Annotated in this window: 13 protein-coding genes; 10 read left to right on the top strand and 3 right to left on the bottom strand. The window is 52.9% G+C overall.

The features are described 5' to 3' along the window. Window positions 1–8 precede the first annotated feature (8 nt). The 4 genes from ACFX4U_RS17180 to ACFX4U_RS17165 all read left to right on the top strand — a co-directional run bounded on the left by ACFX4U_RS17180 (window position 9) and on the right by ACFX4U_RS17165 (window position 4100). Entirely contained in the window at window positions 9–1154 is a 1146-nt protein-coding gene (locus tag ACFX4U_RS17180) for an extracellular solute-binding protein (protein ID WP_313507931.1), read from the top strand. Window positions 1155–1216: 62 nt separating this feature from the next. Further along, window positions 1217–2047 (top strand): sugar ABC transporter permease, encoded by an 831-nt coding sequence (locus ACFX4U_RS17175; RefSeq protein WP_313507930.1) that lies wholly within the window; start codon window positions 1217–1219, stop codon window positions 2045–2047. Beyond that, entirely contained in the window at window positions 2047–2868 is an 822-nt protein-coding gene (locus tag ACFX4U_RS17170) for an ABC transporter permease subunit (RefSeq protein WP_349350641.1), read from the top strand. The genes ACFX4U_RS17175 and ACFX4U_RS17170 overlap by 1 nt, the downstream gene beginning before the upstream one ends. A 104-nt stretch (window positions 2869–2972) precedes the next feature. After that, window positions 2973–4100, top strand: a complete 1128-nt coding sequence (locus tag ACFX4U_RS17165) for a hypothetical protein (RefSeq protein WP_313507927.1) — start codon at window positions 2973–2975, stop codon at window positions 4098–4100. A 310-nt stretch (window positions 4101–4410) separates the two neighbouring features. Here the strand turns inward: ACFX4U_RS17165 and ACFX4U_RS17160 are convergent, their stop codons facing one another. After that, window positions 4411–4692, bottom strand: coding sequence for a YjcB family protein (locus ACFX4U_RS17160; RefSeq protein WP_200552054.1), 282 nt, complete (start codon window positions 4690–4692; stop codon window positions 4411–4413). Window positions 4693–5217: 525 nt separating this feature from the next. On the opposite strand from ACFX4U_RS17160, the gene ACFX4U_RS17155 reads away from it, so the two are divergent. Both ACFX4U_RS17155 and ACFX4U_RS17150 read left to right on the top strand, forming a co-directional pair. After that, entirely contained in the window at window positions 5218–6621 is a 1404-nt protein-coding gene (locus ACFX4U_RS17155; RefSeq protein ID WP_313507923.1) for a sensor domain-containing diguanylate cyclase, read from the top strand. A 341-nt stretch (window positions 6622–6962) separates the two neighbouring features. Next, window positions 6963–8534 (top strand): EAL domain-containing protein, encoded by a 1572-nt coding sequence (locus tag ACFX4U_RS17150; protein WP_313507921.1) that lies wholly within the window; start codon window positions 6963–6965, stop codon window positions 8532–8534. 7 nt (window positions 8535–8541) lie between these two features. Here ACFX4U_RS17150 and soxS read toward each other — a convergent pair whose 3' ends face one another. After that, entirely contained in the window at window positions 8542–8865 is a 324-nt protein-coding gene (gene soxS / locus ACFX4U_RS17145; RefSeq protein WP_017459478.1) for a superoxide response transcriptional regulator SoxS, read from the bottom strand. Window positions 8866–8946: 81 nt separating this feature from the next. Between soxS and soxR the strand changes: the two genes are divergently transcribed. The 4 genes from soxR to ACFX4U_RS17125 all read left to right on the top strand — a co-directional run bounded on the left by soxR (window position 8947) and on the right by ACFX4U_RS17125 (window position 13808). Further along, window positions 8947–9405 (top strand): redox-sensitive transcriptional activator SoxR, encoded by a 459-nt coding sequence (gene soxR / locus ACFX4U_RS17140; RefSeq protein ID WP_017459479.1) that lies wholly within the window; start codon window positions 8947–8949, stop codon window positions 9403–9405. A gap of 267 nt (window positions 9406–9672) precedes the next feature. Next, window positions 9673–10341: a glutathione S-transferase gene (locus ACFX4U_RS17135; protein ID WP_313507918.1), complete on the top strand. Its 669-nt coding sequence runs from the start codon at window positions 9673–9675 to the stop codon at window positions 10339–10341. 299 nt (window positions 10342–10640) lie between these two features. Beyond that, complete coding sequence (gene ghxP, locus ACFX4U_RS17130; protein WP_086873947.1) at window positions 10641–11990, top strand: guanine/hypoxanthine transporter GhxP; 1350 nt, start codon at window positions 10641–10643, stop codon at window positions 11988–11990. 171 nt (window positions 11991–12161) lie between these two features. Beyond that, window positions 12162–13808, top strand: coding sequence for a Na+/H+ antiporter (locus ACFX4U_RS17125; protein ID WP_045511816.1), 1647 nt, complete (start codon window positions 12162–12164; stop codon window positions 13806–13808). 48 nt (window positions 13809–13856) lie between these two features. Here the strand turns inward: ACFX4U_RS17125 and ACFX4U_RS17120 are convergent, their stop codons facing one another. Continuing rightward, a complete protein-coding gene (locus tag ACFX4U_RS17120) occupies window positions 13857–14750 on the bottom strand; it encodes a LysR family transcriptional regulator (protein ID WP_313507914.1) in 894 nt (297 codons plus the stop codon). Window positions 14751–14839: the final 89 nt, after the last annotated feature.

Below are 14839 nucleotides of genomic sequence, written 5' to 3'. Positions count from 1 at the left end.
GGATTATCATGTCAGTAAAACCGAAACTTGCTGTCATCGCCGCACTCTGTTTGGGTGCAGTTCACACCGCCAGCGCCGAAACGGTTCTCAATGTGGCGACGGCGGGCGATCAAAATATGGTCGATTACGTTAAAACCTGGCTGGGGCCAAAGTTTGAAGCCGCGCATCCGGGCGTGAAAGTGCAGGTGGTCGGCACCGGGCCGGGCGATGCGGGCTCGAACAAGATTGTTGAAAAACTGACGGCGCAACAGCAGAGCGGCGCGAAAAACTGGGATATCGACGTCGCGGTTGTGCACCAGGCGGCGGGTGGTCAGCTGGTGGAGAAAAGGCTGCTGGAGAAATACCGCTCGTCCATCAATACCGGTTCAATGGTGACGGCGGAGAACGCTAAAAACGCGCTGGGCGTTAACGTTGATGGCTATGTAATGCCGATGTTTTTAAGCCAGACCGCCATTGCGTATAACAGCGATCTGATTAAAACCCCGCCGAAATCTTACGACGAGCTGGTGCAGTGGTCGCAGAAAAACCCGAAAGCCTTTGGCTATAACGGCATTAAAAACGGCATGTCCGGCGTCAGCTTCGTGGTCGGCTGGATTTACGCTTATGGCACCGATGCGGCCCGTCTTTCCGCGCTGCCGTATGACAAAAGCGTAGAAAAAACCTGGAGCCAGGCGTTCGCCAGACTGAAAGAATTCAATAAAAACGTCACCTTCACGCCGGGTAACGCCGGGACGCTGGATATGCTCAGTCGGGGCGAAATCACTATGGGGCCGGTGTGGGTCGATATGTTCTATAGCTGGAAAGATCAGGGCAAAGTGCCGCCGTCGATCAAACTGGCGTTAATCTCCCCGGGGATGCCGGGCCAGCCGATGTATTACGTCGTTCCGGCACACGCCGCGCAGGCCAAACTGGCGCAGGAGTTTATTGCGCTGGCGACCAGCCCGGACGTGCAGGCGCAGGGCATTGTGAAGCAGTTCAACTGGTATCCGGGTATTGATGCGAAGTACGTGAAAGAGAAGCTGGACGCCGCGACCTGGCAGAAACTGTTTGCGGAAATTTCGCCGGATGATTTAGCCAAATATGGCAAAAGTTTCCCGATCACGCCGTACTTTGACGATATCAAAGAGGGCTACGAGAGCCAGGTTTCTAACTGATTGACGGATATGCCTGGGCATTTCGCCCGGGCATTTTTTTGCTGTGATTATTCAGGTTCACCATGCGACACGCCTTTAAATACTTCTTACTGGTTGGCCCGGCGACGCTGCTGATAGCCGTCTTTTTCCTCTGGCCGCTGGGCTTTTCGCTGATCTCGGCGTTCACCAGTGATACGCAGACATTCACGCTGGCGCACTTTGATAAAGTCTTTGCGCTCTATTCGAACGATATTCTCTTTACCGTGCTTATCGTGCTGGTTTCACTGGCAATACTGGCGCTGCTGTCGATAACTATTTCCGCCATTATTGTGCTGTCGCCGTTTCGCGGCATCGTTAAGACGCTGGCATTTTTATACCGCCTGCCGCTGTTTATTCCCTTTATTGTTACCGCACAGATGATGCGCACCTTCCTTGCCAAAAACGGCCTGATGAACAATGTGCTGGTGGCGGGCGGGCTGTTAACGCCGATGGATACCACTTCGCTATTGGGCTGGAGCGGGATCATTATTACTTTTGTCTGGAAGCAGATGGCGTTCTCGACGTTACTGATTTGCGGCGCGATGTCGGCGGTGGATCCGTCGCATACTCTGGCGGCGAAAAACCTCGGTGCGTCGCGTTTACGCATCCTGTTCGACATCATTTTGCCGCAGGTGCTGCCGACGATTGGTGTGGCGATGGTGCTCTCCACGGTGACGATGATGTCGGTACTTTCCGTGCCGCTGATGATTGGCACCGGCACGCCAACCATGATGACGGTCGATATGGCGTTTCGCGTCAACTCTTACGGCGATTACCCGGTGGCAAATGCGATGGGGGTGATCTCCTATCTGATTTGCGCGGCGCTCTCCTGGTTCTATTTACGCCACAGCCTGCATGCGAAAGGAGCGCAGTGATGACCACGTTTCGACAAAAACTCCGCGGCAGTTTTCTGCTGCAAACTCTGTTGCTCACTTTTCTGGTGCTGGCGCTGTTTGGCCCGCTGTTGAACCTGCTTATCTGGACGGTGGCAGAAAGCTGGTTTTTCCCGCACACCTTGCCGAGCCAGTGGGGATTAAAGTACTGGAGCCAGGTGTTTAGCCCCTACAGCGATGTATCAGGATCGCTCTCCATTAGCGTGCTGATCGCCGTGCTGTCGGTGCTGGTTTGCCTGTTGATTTCTATTCCGGCAGGTTACGCGCTGTCGCATCGATCTATGCCGTGTCGCGCCTTCTTTATGCTGCTGTTTCTCATCCCGCAGGCGTTTCCCAACCTGACGGTGTATATGAACGTGGCGCGGCTATTTTATCAATGGGGGCTTAACGGTACGGTGGCGGGCGTGGTGCTGGTACACAGCGTTCACGGCTTGATGTATTCGATCTGGATAAGCGTGGCGGCGTTCTCTTCACTCGATCCGCTGCTGGCGCGCGCCTCGTGCAACCTGGGCGCCGGGCCGGTTTACACGTTTTTCCATATTATTTTGCCGCAGGCCGCACCTGGGCTGATTGCCGCCAGCATTTTTGTGTTCCTGGAATCGCTGGATGAATTTACCGCCACCTTTTTTGTTGGCGCGCCGGATATCACCACGCTGCCCATTTTGCTCTATACCGCCAGTATGTCGGGCAACTACCAGGTGTCATCCATTACCGCGTTGATCCTGCTGGTGCCGTCGGTGTTGTTTATGATGGTTATTCATAAATTTATGCGCCCGGAAATGCTGTCGAAACTGGGGAAATAATTATCTGACGACGTCACGAAAAGGCGCGTGCCGGGCCACTTAATAGAGAGCTGTGGCGCAACGCAAGCAGCCAAAACAAGACGGCAACAGTCGGAGGAAAACGTATGGATATCAAAGGCCCGGCAGCGATTGATGTATTTAAACCTTATGATATTTCACCCTACGAAGACAAAACGCAAAGAGCAGTTCAGCAGGAACCAGCCTATGCCCCTTCCAGGGAATCTTTTGAGGATTTTCAACAGCGGCATTATTCGTGGCGGACCGGTGACAAAAAACCGGACGCTTCCCGGATACCGAAAGACGAAGGAAAAACTCCGTTGCCCACGTTGGGTGAAAGTTTGCAGGAGGTTTTTCTGGGCGCGGTGTTGGGTGGCCCGCTGCCGGAATACCCTGGTGGCTTGCGGTCACTTTCCGGTGCGGGCGCCGCGCGGTTGACTGAAAGACCTTCCGGTGCCTCTAAAGAGTTACGTGGTGAGATCAACCCCGTTGTTGCGGAACCGAAGATGGCGATGGCAAGACCATTAAAACCAGCAACGGAAGCGAATGTTTCTGGCAGTAAGCCGTTAAGTCACGCCATACCCGAAGCCTCCGGGCCAGACCTATTACAGGTGTCATTACCGCAAGCGGGAGGAAAAAATTTTTCCGATCCCATGGCGTCGTCAAAACTCAGCATCCAACAATTCGCTGAAATTTCTAAAGTTGGCGCGGATGTGGGTGAAAAAGAAATGGGGGCGGTGACCTTATCCGGCGACATCAATATTGTGCGTCGCGACGGCCCGTTAAATGACCCGAATATGTATATGTTTTTCACCGATAGCTATAAGGGGGAGCCGCGGCTGAATATCATTGGCCATGGCATTTTTACCCCAAACGGCGAAAGCACCACCGGCATGCAGGTCGCTGGTGGTATCAAAGCGCCGTTCGATGTGGCGCTTGATACGCTGGAACTGGCTGGCGATGTGCGGTTTAAGAATATCCGATGCTTAAGCTGTCACGGTGCGGAAGGCGGCATTGATTCTTTCGCACAAAAACTGGCGAATTACACCGGCGTGCCGGTAAAAGGCTATCACGGTTCGGTCACTGTCGGCGGGCATGCGGACGGTTCAAATATGGTGGTGATAAAAAATGAGATGGATGCGCTGTTCTATTTTGGCAAGCGAGAAACGACGCACTATCAGCCACAGAAATTCCACCCGCTCTGGCGGCCGTGGGAAAGCCGCATCCTTGAATAAAACAATCATGGTGCTGAAGTAAAAGTGCAGATGCCCGCGAAGCAGAATCTTAGCGGGCATCTGTTTTTACGCATTGGTTCGGCGAGTGTGCATTCTCGCTTACCCCCCAGGCTGGCGACGGCTTATCCGCCCGATCCGTTTTGAAAGCGCGTGGCTGTTAGCCTCTTTACGCGCCGGTGATCCGTTATGCCAATTGCGGTACAGATCGGCCGCTGGCGCAGAGTCGTTATTTATATTTGTGCGAAAGTGCGTCGAAGAGAAAAATGACCACCAGGATAAATAAAAAAGCGCCCGCAGGCGCTTTAAGCAATCACGTTACGATCATCGGCCATTCGGGTGGCGCTTTTTGCGCAATCTCTTCCATCACGACGAGCAGGTTGTGCCAGGTCGTGGAGAGATCTATCACCGTAATGCCCAACAAACCGGTAGCGAACCAGCATGCCGCCGCTAAGCCCATGCCGCTGCTGATCACCGCCAGGCCAATATAATCAGCACGACGGAAACGAATGTTCAGCGTACTGGCCATAAACATCAACACTGCACTCAGCAACTGCCAGCGGAGAAGCACGACGCTGGCGGTAAAGGTAGCCATCAAACCATCCTCAGAAAGAACCGAATACCGGGCGGACAAGCATGTTGCGCGAGTGGCAATGCTGAACATCCGCGAATAACACAACGAATTGAAACGGTGTTTTTCGTTTCAAGAATATGTGAACTATATCACATTTGTTGATTTATTCGCCAGTACAAAAAGCGTGCTTTTTGCATCGTGATAGTTGTGTTTCATTCGTAAATATATTGCCGATATATTTATGTGTGCGGAGGAATTAATGATTTTTCCATCTAATACATTTGAGTGATATTTAGCATCCTAATTGCTACAACGTTTACAGCTTGTGTCGCATATATTATGCTTTTGAGGAAAATCTTATTAGCCTGTGAATGATGATTCAGGGTTTTGATCTTTATCGATATATTCTTTTCATCACGTTTTTCATGCGTGAGGAAGATATTTGCGCGTGCAGTTGCGCTAACTGAATTGATGGCCGCCTCTTCTTTTTTCCTGATGACATCATTTGAGCTGGTTTCGCGTCTTATAACCTGCGAATGAAAAAATATGAAAATAGAAAATTCCGCCGTGCCGCCAGAGGATGCCGATGCGGCGTTGTCGGTTCTGGTAAGGCTGATGCCCTGGCTCACCGCGCAACGTTCAATGGAAGAGATATTACGCGCAATCAATGCGGCACTTGGATCCACGCTTGCGTGGGTGGTTATCCGGCAGGATGACGCGTGGCAGCTGGTCAGCGCAGGTGCGCCAGGCTGCACGCTGCAGGATGTACAAACCTTTCTTGAGCAATCTCAACTGCAACGACATCAGCGTGCCTGGCGAGCCATTTGCTGGCGACGGCATGCTGGCGATTTATTATTTCCGCATCAAGAAATATCGGCCAGAAAATTACGCAGCGGTATTTTGTGTAAGTTAAATTATAAAGAGTCGGGACTCGAAGGTTATTTCTTTTTGGCATTTCCGCAGCCCTTGAACTCTTTATCGATTGTGAAAAATGTTGTTATTGTTTTGGTCGAAAAACTAAAAAACTATCTTGCTGAAATTGTCGCGCGAGAACGCACAGCAAAAGAGATGCAGCGCATAGTGACACAATATAAAGCGCTATTTGAACGCGCCCCGGTTTTAATGAACTCTTTTGATAAAAGTAACCGCTGCGTATTATGGAATGGTGAGTGCGAACGCGTATTTGGCTGGAGCATTAATGAGCTCAATCAGCAGGCCGATCCATTAGCGTTATTTTTCCCCGATCCCGAGGTTCGGCAAAAAGTTCGCTCTTCGGTTAATACATCGCCGGGCGTCGACATGCACGAATGGCACCCGGTACGCCGTGATGGCCAGGTGCTGACGGTACTCTGGTCGAATATTCAACTGCCAGATCAGTCGGTTCTCAGCATCGGGCTTGATATTACCGAGCGTAAAAAAGCGGAGCGGCAGCTGGAAATGAAAGCCACCATTGACGATCTTACCGGCTGCTATAATCGTTTTTCCATGCTGAGGAAGTTAAAAGAGGCGCTGGTGGCGTGTCGGTCGGACGAGCCGCGCAGCCACTTCAGCCTGCTGATGCTGGATCTGGATTATTTTAAAAATATCAACGATCGCTGGGGGCATTTAACGGGCGACGCCGCACTGATCCATTTTTGCGATCAGATCCGCGAACATTGCGATCCATCGTATATTTTTGGTCGTTTAGGCGGTGAGGAATTTCTGATTTTAATGCCGCATACCCACAGTAAAATGGCGCTGCGTTTTAGCCAAAAGATTCGCGCGTCACTGGCGCGAAATCCATTGTTTAGCAATGGTGAAAAGATAGCCTTATCCTTTAGCGCTGGTTTAGTATTCGTCACCGGTGAAGAGTCCGATACTTCAGTTTTACTTACGCTTGCGGATAACGCTTTGTACGATGCGAAACGTGCAGGACGCAGTAAAACCGTGGTGGTTGGTGCTTTTTTATAAATAAAGAAGAAATTATGAAGACTTCTCAACGACAGATGAAAAAATACCCGAATGGCGCACCTTTTTTTATCCTGCGGCCAGTTTGGCTTAATCAACGATACTCTGTTGTATTAACTTAAAACACCCCCATACGAATGGATTAATATTTTCCTTAATATAAACATTGGGCACACTCTGAGTTTGCTTTATGGTCGCGTATTTCGGTCATAACCAAATATTAGGTTTTTAATGAGAAAAGTCAGTTGCTAATGTCGTTTGATTCATGCAACGTAATCACCTGTTTATCAAAGCATCCTGCCAAACATTAAAAAGGCACTTTAAATGCATGGATATAGGCGGACATGAATCATAGCGTGCGTCGCAAGATGCTCAGCGTCGTCGTGCTCATCACGGTAGTTCTTCTACCGCTGGTGTTGTCGCTATGGTTTGCGCATATTCGTGCGGTGAAAGAAACGAGTGCCCAGCTTCAATCGTTTGCCCAATTAGCGCTAAATAAAACGGAACGCGTTATCCAGCAAGTGGATACGGTTCGTAGCGCGGCGGAAAAATACCACGGACAAATTTGTGCGCCGGAACATCGCGCGGCTATGCTCAATATCGTCCGCAGCAGCATGTATGTTTCGGATTTAATTTATGCTCGTGGCGATCACTTTTTATGTTCGAGCGTAATAACGCCCACACAATCGTATGCTATTTCACCAGCGGATTATAAACGCGCGCCCGATATCGCCATTTATTACTATCGTGATACGCCTTTTTACGCAGGCTACAAGATGGTGTACATGCAGCGCGGAAATTATGTCGCGGTGATTAATCCGCTCACTTACAGCGATGTGGCATCAGACAATACTGATCTGGCTTACGGTATTTACGATACCGTTACGCGACAGTTTTTTTCTGTCAGCCAGAATGCCCACCTTGATAAGTTAGCTACGCTGTTACGCACCGACGATTTAACATTCCAGCAAGATCAGCGCTTTTATACCATTGCGCGTTCGGAGAGTCGTCCGATCGCGATTATTGTTTCGACATCGAGTGACCACTATTTTCAGTCTCTTTATCACCAGGCCACATTAACGCTGCCGCTGGGCGTGATTGGTAGCGTTGTTCTGCTATTAATATGGTCGCGAACACGGCAGGAGTTTAACTCTCCACGCCGTATGCTCCACCGGGCGTTAACCCGACGCCAGCTTCGCCTTCATTACCAACCTATTATCGATATCAAAAATGGCACCTGCGTTGGCGCGGAAGCGTTGTTGCGCTGGCCGGGGTTTAATGGGCCGGTCATGAGCCCGGCGGAGTTTATTCCGCTGGCAGAAAAAGAGGGCATGATTGAGCGTATTACTGATTATGTCGTCGATGAATTGTTCAGCGATTTGGGCGATTTCCTGGCAATGGTGCCGCACCTTTATATCTCGATTAACCTCTCCGCCGCTGATTTTCACTCCTCGCGCCTGATCTCATTGATTGCCAATAAAGCGCAAATGCATGCGGTGCGCGCCGAGCAGATTAAGATTGAAGTGACCGAGCGCGGGTTTATTGATGTGCCGAAAACCACGCCGGTTATTCAGGCGTTTCGCCAGGCGGGTTACGAAGTGGCGATTGATGATTTCGGTACCGGTTATTCCAATTTGCACAACCTGTACTCGCTGAATGTCGATATCCTGAAAATCGACAAATCTTTTATTGATACGCTGACGACTAACAGTACCAGCCATCTGATTGCTGAACACATTATTGAGATGGCGCAGAGCCTGCGTCTGAAGATTATTGCGGAAGGGGTCGAGACGGCGGAGCAGGTCACGTGGCTGTTAAAACGTGGCGTACAGTTCTGTCAGGGTTGGCACTTTGCAAAGGCGCTGCCGTCACAGGAATTTAAACGCTGGGTACAGCAGCCGCCTTCGTTAAAGTAATAGGCCATCAGGCCTGGTGCCGGTAATCGCTGGGTGTGCGATCAAACTCCCGGCGAAAGACGCGTGAAAATGTCTGCTGCGAGACATATCCCAAATCCATCGCGATATCAAAAATAGGCCGCTGCGTCGTTCGCAGCGCTTCCGCTGCCAGCAGTAAACGGCGCTGGCGAATATAGTCACCCAGCGTTTGATGCATCACGGTGCGGAACATCCTCTGTAAATACCACTTCGAATAACCTGACTTTCTGGCGACTACATCAATGTTCATTGGTTGGTCGATATGTTCATCAATCCATTCAATAAGTGTCTGAATAATTTGCTGATGGGACATATGGCTTCCTCATTTCCCGATTCGTCGTTTTGTCTGGGAGCGAGTATAATTCCTCAAGTTAACTTGAGGTAAAGAGGTTTTATGGAAAAGAAAACGCCACGTATTAAAGCCTTACTCAGCCCCGGTGAAGTGGCGAAGCGCAGCGGGGTGGCCGTCTCTGCGCTGCACTTTTATGAGAGCAAAGGCTTAATCAAAAGTACCCGTAATACCGGCAATCAACGGCGCTATACGCGTGATGTGCTGCGCTATGTGGCGATCATCAAGATTGCCCAGCGCATTGGTATTCCGCTGGCGACCATTGGCGACGCGTTTGGTGTGCTGCCGGAAGGGCATACGCTAAGCAAGAAAGAGTGGAAACAGTTGTCGTCACAGTGGCGCGAAGAACTGGACAGGCGCATCCACACGCTGGTGGCATTACGTGATGAGCTGGATGGTTGTATCGGCTGCGGCTGTTTGTCGCGCAGCGATTGTCCGCTGCGTAACCCCGGCGACCAACTTGGGCAACAGGGCACCGGCGCGCGCTTGCTGGAAGACGATTGAAACGTACAAAAAACTAAAGCGCCCGTTGGGGCGCTTTAGTCGTTTTCCGGTCTTTGTCTTTCTCTCTATCCCGCTCTGTTACGGGAGGGTTTCCCCCGACACCAGCACCCCTCAGTATGTTGGAGGTTCCGGGTTGTGCTGACACTTTTAGTGTAGGCCAGTATCGTGAAACTGCTACTTTTTTGAGCAATTATTTTTGTCTTTTTTTTCACCGCTGCAAGGGTAGGTTTTCTATAGTTAATGTGTATGAATTCTTTGGAGAAAAACATGCTTACGGTGCATCACCTTAATCAGTCGCGCTCCCAGCGCGTGCTCTGGGCTTTAGAAGAATTGGGCGTGCCGTATCAAATTGTCCGTTACCAGCGAGAAAAAACGATGCTGGCACCGGAATCCCTGAAAAAAGTGCACCCGCTCGGCAAGTCACCGGTAGTGGAAGATAAAGGGCTGATCCTCGCCGAATCCGGGGCAATCCTCGAATATTTGCAGGAAACGTACGATCCACAGCAGCGCTTTAAACCGCAGGAGACAAAACAGAAGCTGGATTACCGCTTCTGGCTGCACTACGCCGAAGGTTCGCTCATGCCCGTGCTATTAATGAAACTGGTGATGAGCAGCCTGGGCAAACCTCCGGTGCCGTTTGGGATACGCAGTGTTGGCAAACTCCTCGCGAAGGGTGTCGATAAAGCGTTCCTGAAACAGCAAATTGAAAACCATGCGCGCTTTATCGAGGGCGAACTGGCGCAGAAAAGCTGGTTTGCCGGAGACCAACTGAGCATGGCCGATATTCAGATGAGTTTTCCGGTGTTCGCGCTGCTGGCTCGCGGCGGCGTGGAGAATTTGCCCAATTTACGTGCGTGGAAAAAACGGGTCGAGATGCGTCCGGCATGGCAGCGCGCCATTGTGCAGGGTGGGCCATTTGATCTGCCTGGTAGCTAAAAATGATCGGCAAATGTTGCAAAGTTGCGCACCGACGATAACGTTTGCGCATCCGCCGGCCACTTCTTCGCCGCTTCGCGCGAAATTTAGCGAAAAGCGGCAAAGTTCAGTTGAAAAGCGCCATATAAACGCTGGATAATCGTTTGCCTTTTTTTGACCAACCGTTGTATGCGCGGAGTTAAACGTTTGCTTTTTTGTGGCCCCTTGTCACAACGCAGCACAGGGAGATGACGTTTAACCGGCAGTGGACTGTCCACCACGCATGCCAACGCACAATAAAATTCTCAGGGGATGTTTCTATGTCTACGCCTTCTGCGCGTACCGGCGGTTCGCTTGACGCACTGTTTAAAATTTCTGCCCGTGGCAGCACGGTTCGTCAGGAAATCGTTGCCGGTTTAACCACGTTTCTGGCGATGGTCTATTCGGTCATCGTCGTACCTGGCATGCTGGGTAAAGCCGGTTTCCCGCCGGCTGCGGTGTTTGTCGCCACCTGCCTGGTAGCCGGTGTTGGCTCCATCGTGATGGGCCTGTGGGCGAATCTGCCGCTGGCTATCGGTTGTGCTATCTCTCTGACCGCCTTTACTGCGTTCAGCCTGGTGCTGGGTCAGCATATCAGCGTACCGGTCGCGCTCGGCGCGGTGTTCCTGATGGGTGTGCTGTTTACGGTTATCTCTGCCACCGGCATTCGTAGCTGGATCCTGCGCAACCTGCCGCAGGGCGTTGCGCACGGTACCGGTATTGGTATCGGCCTGTTTCTGCTGCTGATCGCCGCGAATGGCGTGGGTCTGGTTATCAAGAACCCGCTGGATGGCCTGCCGGTGACTCTCGGTCACTTTGCCAGCTTCCCGGTGATCATGTCGCTGATTGGTCTGGCGGTGATTATCGGTCTGGAAAAACTGAAAGTGCCGGGCGGCATTCTGCTGACCATTATCGGCGTGTCGATTGTCGGCCTGATTTTCGACCCGAGCGTGCATTTTTCTGGCATCTTCGCCATGCCATCGCTGAGCGATGACAAAGGCAACTCGCTGATCGGCAGCCTGGATATCGTCGGCGCGCTGAACCCGGTGGTGTTGCCAAGCGTGCTGGCGTTGGTGATGACGGCGGTATTTGACGCCACTGGCACCATCCGTGCGGTAGCGGGCCAGGCAAACTTGCTGGGTAAAGACGGCCAGATTATCGATGGCGGCAAAGCGCTGACCACCGATTCCCTTAGCAGCGTCTTCTCTGGCTTGGTGGGCGCGGCACCGGCAGCGGTGTATATCGAATCTGCGGCGGGTACGGCGGCAGGCGGGAAAACCGGTCTGACGGCGATCACCGTAGGCGTGTTGTTCCTGCTGATCCTGTTCCTCTCTCCGCTCTCTTACCTGGTGCCGGCTTACGCAACGGCACCGGCGCTGATGTACGTGGGTCTGCTGATGCTGAGCAACGTGGCGAAAATCGATTTTGCCGACTTCGTCGACGCGATGGCGGGCCTGATTACTGCCGTGTTTATCGTGCTGACCTGCAACATCGTCACCGGCATCATGATCGGTTTTGCATCGCTGGTGATTGGCCGCGTGGTATCCGGTGAGTGGCGCAAGCTGAACATCGGTACCGTGGTGATTGCCATCGCGCTGGTGGCTTTCTATGCGGGCGGCTGGGCAATCTGACACCGCGTTTCCTCTTCCTGTGGGCAGAGGGCATTGAGCGTAAACCTTTACATAATGGGCAACTTCGGTTGCCCATTTTTTTGCCCACAGCCCGGTTTCTTTGCGTTAAGCTGAAGGCTCTGGCATCAAGGTCTGAGGCCTTTATAACAACACATCGCAAACAGGGAACGCATGGAAATATTTTTTACCATTCTCATCATGACCCTTGTCGTCTCGCTTTCTGGCGTCGTGACTCGTGTTCTTCCATTTCAAATCCCGCTTCCGCTAATGCAAATCGCCATCGGCGCGTTGCTCGCCTTTCCCACCTTTGGCCTGCATGTGGAGTTCGACCCGGAACTGTTCCTGGTGTTGTTTATTCCGCCGCTGCTGTTCGCCGACGGCTGGAAAACACCCACGCGCGAATTTCTCGAGCATGGCCGCGAAATCTTTGGCCTGGCGCTGGCGCTGGTGGTGGTCACCGTGGTCGGGATCGGCTTCTTAATTTACTGGATGGTGCCGGGCATTCCGCTGGTGCCCGCCTTTGCGCTGGCGGCCGTGCTGTCGCCAACCGATGCCGTAGCGCTTTCCGGCATTGTCGGGGAAGGGCGCATTCCGAAGAAAATCATGGGCATTTTGCAGGGCGAGGCGCTGATGAACGACGCTTCGGGCCTGGTGTCGCTGAAATTCGCCGTGGCGGTCGTGATGGGCACCATGGTGTTCACCGTCGGCGGCGCAACGCTCGAGTTTTTCAAAGTGGCGATTGGTGGTCTGCTGGCCGGGTTTGTAGTGAGCTGGCTGTATGGCCGCTCGCTGCGTTTCCTCAGCCGCTGGGGCGGCGATGAACCGGCAACGCAAATCGTGCTGCTGTTTCTGCTGCCGTTTGCCTCCTATCTGATTGCGGAACATATCGGCTTTTCCGGCATCCTCGCGGCAGTCGCGGCGGGGATGACCATCACCCGTTCCGGCGTGATGCGCACCGCGCCGCTGGCGATGCGTCTGCGCGCCAACAGCACCTGGGCGATGCTGGAGTTCGTCTTTAACGGCATGGTGTTCTTGCTGTTAGGTTTGCAGTTGCCGGGCATTCTTGAGTCTTCGCTGGTGGCGGCAGAAGCCGATCCAAATGTCGAAACCTGGATGTTGTTTACCGATATTGTGCTGATTTACGCCGCGCTGATGCTGGTGCGTTTTGGCTGGCTGTGGACGATGAAGAGATTCAGCCAGCGCTTCCTGGTGAAAAAACCGATGGAGTTCGCCTCGTGGAGCGACCGCGAGCTGCTGATCGCCACCTTTGCCGGGGTGCGCGGGGCGATAACGCTTGCCGGTGTGCTCTCCATTCCGCTGTTGTTGCCGAGCGGCGATGTCTTTCCGGCGCGCTATGAGCTGGTGTTCCTTGCCGCCGGGGTGATTCTGTTCTCGCTGTTTGTTGGCGTAATCGCGCTGCCTGCGCTGTTGCAGCATGTTGAAGTGCGCGACCACGCGCAGCAGTACAAAGAGGAACGGATGGCGCGCGCGGCAACGGCGGACGTGGCGATTGTAGCGATTCAAAAGATGGAAGAGCGCCTGGCGGCAGACACCGAAGAGAACATCGATAACCAGTTACTCACGGAAGTGAGTTCGCGGGTAATTGGTAACCTGCGCCGCCGTGCAGACGGACGCAATAACGTTGAGAGTTCCCTGCAGGAAGAGAATCTGGAACGTCGCTTCCGCCTGGCGGCACTGCGCTCAGAGCGCGCCGAGCTTTACCATCTGCGCGCAACCCGGCAGATCAGCAACGAGACGCTGCAAAAATTGCTGCACGATCTCGACCTGCTGGAAGCGCTGCTGTTAGAGCATAAGTAAACCCTGCGCCGGGCAGCCGTTTATGCGCTGCCCGGTCAGTTAACCCCGCTACTCGCTTTTCTCATCCAGCCAGAACCCTTTACAACATTGCAGCCATGCCTGCGCACTGCGCGAAAGGTAAACGCCTTCGCGCCAAATCATTCCTAACTCCCAGCGCAGGTCGCTCTGCAGCGGGAGCCAGCGCAGCGTAGTTTTATCCAGCCGCTGGCAGACCGGCTCCGGCAGAATGGCAATACCTACGCCCGCTTGCACCATGGCGGCGAGAAAATCCCACTGACCGCTGCGCACGGCGATACGCGGCTTCACGCCATGCTGTTGAAAGAGCAGCATGAGCTGGCGGCTTAAGGCGAAATCTTCGTTGTAGATCAGCAGCGGATGTTCAGCGAGTTCCTCCGGCGTCACGACGTCGCGCTCAAGCCAATTGCCGGAGCGCGGCACCAGCACGCACATCGCATGGCTGAACAGCGGCAGGGTAGCCAGGCCACTCTCTTCTTCAACCGGTAGCGCGGTCATCGCCACATCCAGTTCGCCATTGCTCACGGCTTGCTGTACGGTCAGACCGCCGAATTCGGCAATTTTCAGCTCCACGCCGGGGTAGCGCTGGCTGAAGAGGTTGATTGGCCCGGCCATCAACATACCGACCATCGGCGGAATACCGAGGCGCAAAACCCCTTTGTTCAGGTGGTTGATGTCGCCAAGTTCGGTTTCTAACTGGCGAAACTCCGCGAGGATGGCGATGCCGCGCTCATACACCACGCGGCCGGTATCGGTGAGTAACAGCTTGCGCCCGTCGCGGATAAGCAGCGTGCAGTTCAGCTCATCTTCAAGGTTTTTCAGCATTTTGCTGATTGTCGGTTGCGTCACAAACAGGCGCTCCGCCGCGCGGGTGAAACTTTGCTGGCGTACCACCTCCACAAAATAGCGCAGCGTTCTGATGTCCATAATTATTCCTTAGAACTATGTATGCGATGAGTTTAATTCATTTCAGTAGTGCACTGGGGCTCTCTATACTGGCCGCCTGCTTATTTGAT

Source organism: Kosakonia sp. YIM B13588, assembly GCF_042788165.1.
In the GTDB taxonomy this organism is placed as follows: Bacteria; Pseudomonadota; Gammaproteobacteria; order Enterobacterales; family Enterobacteriaceae; genus Kosakonia; species Kosakonia sacchari.
This window is presented reverse-complemented; position numbering and strand designations above follow the sequence as displayed.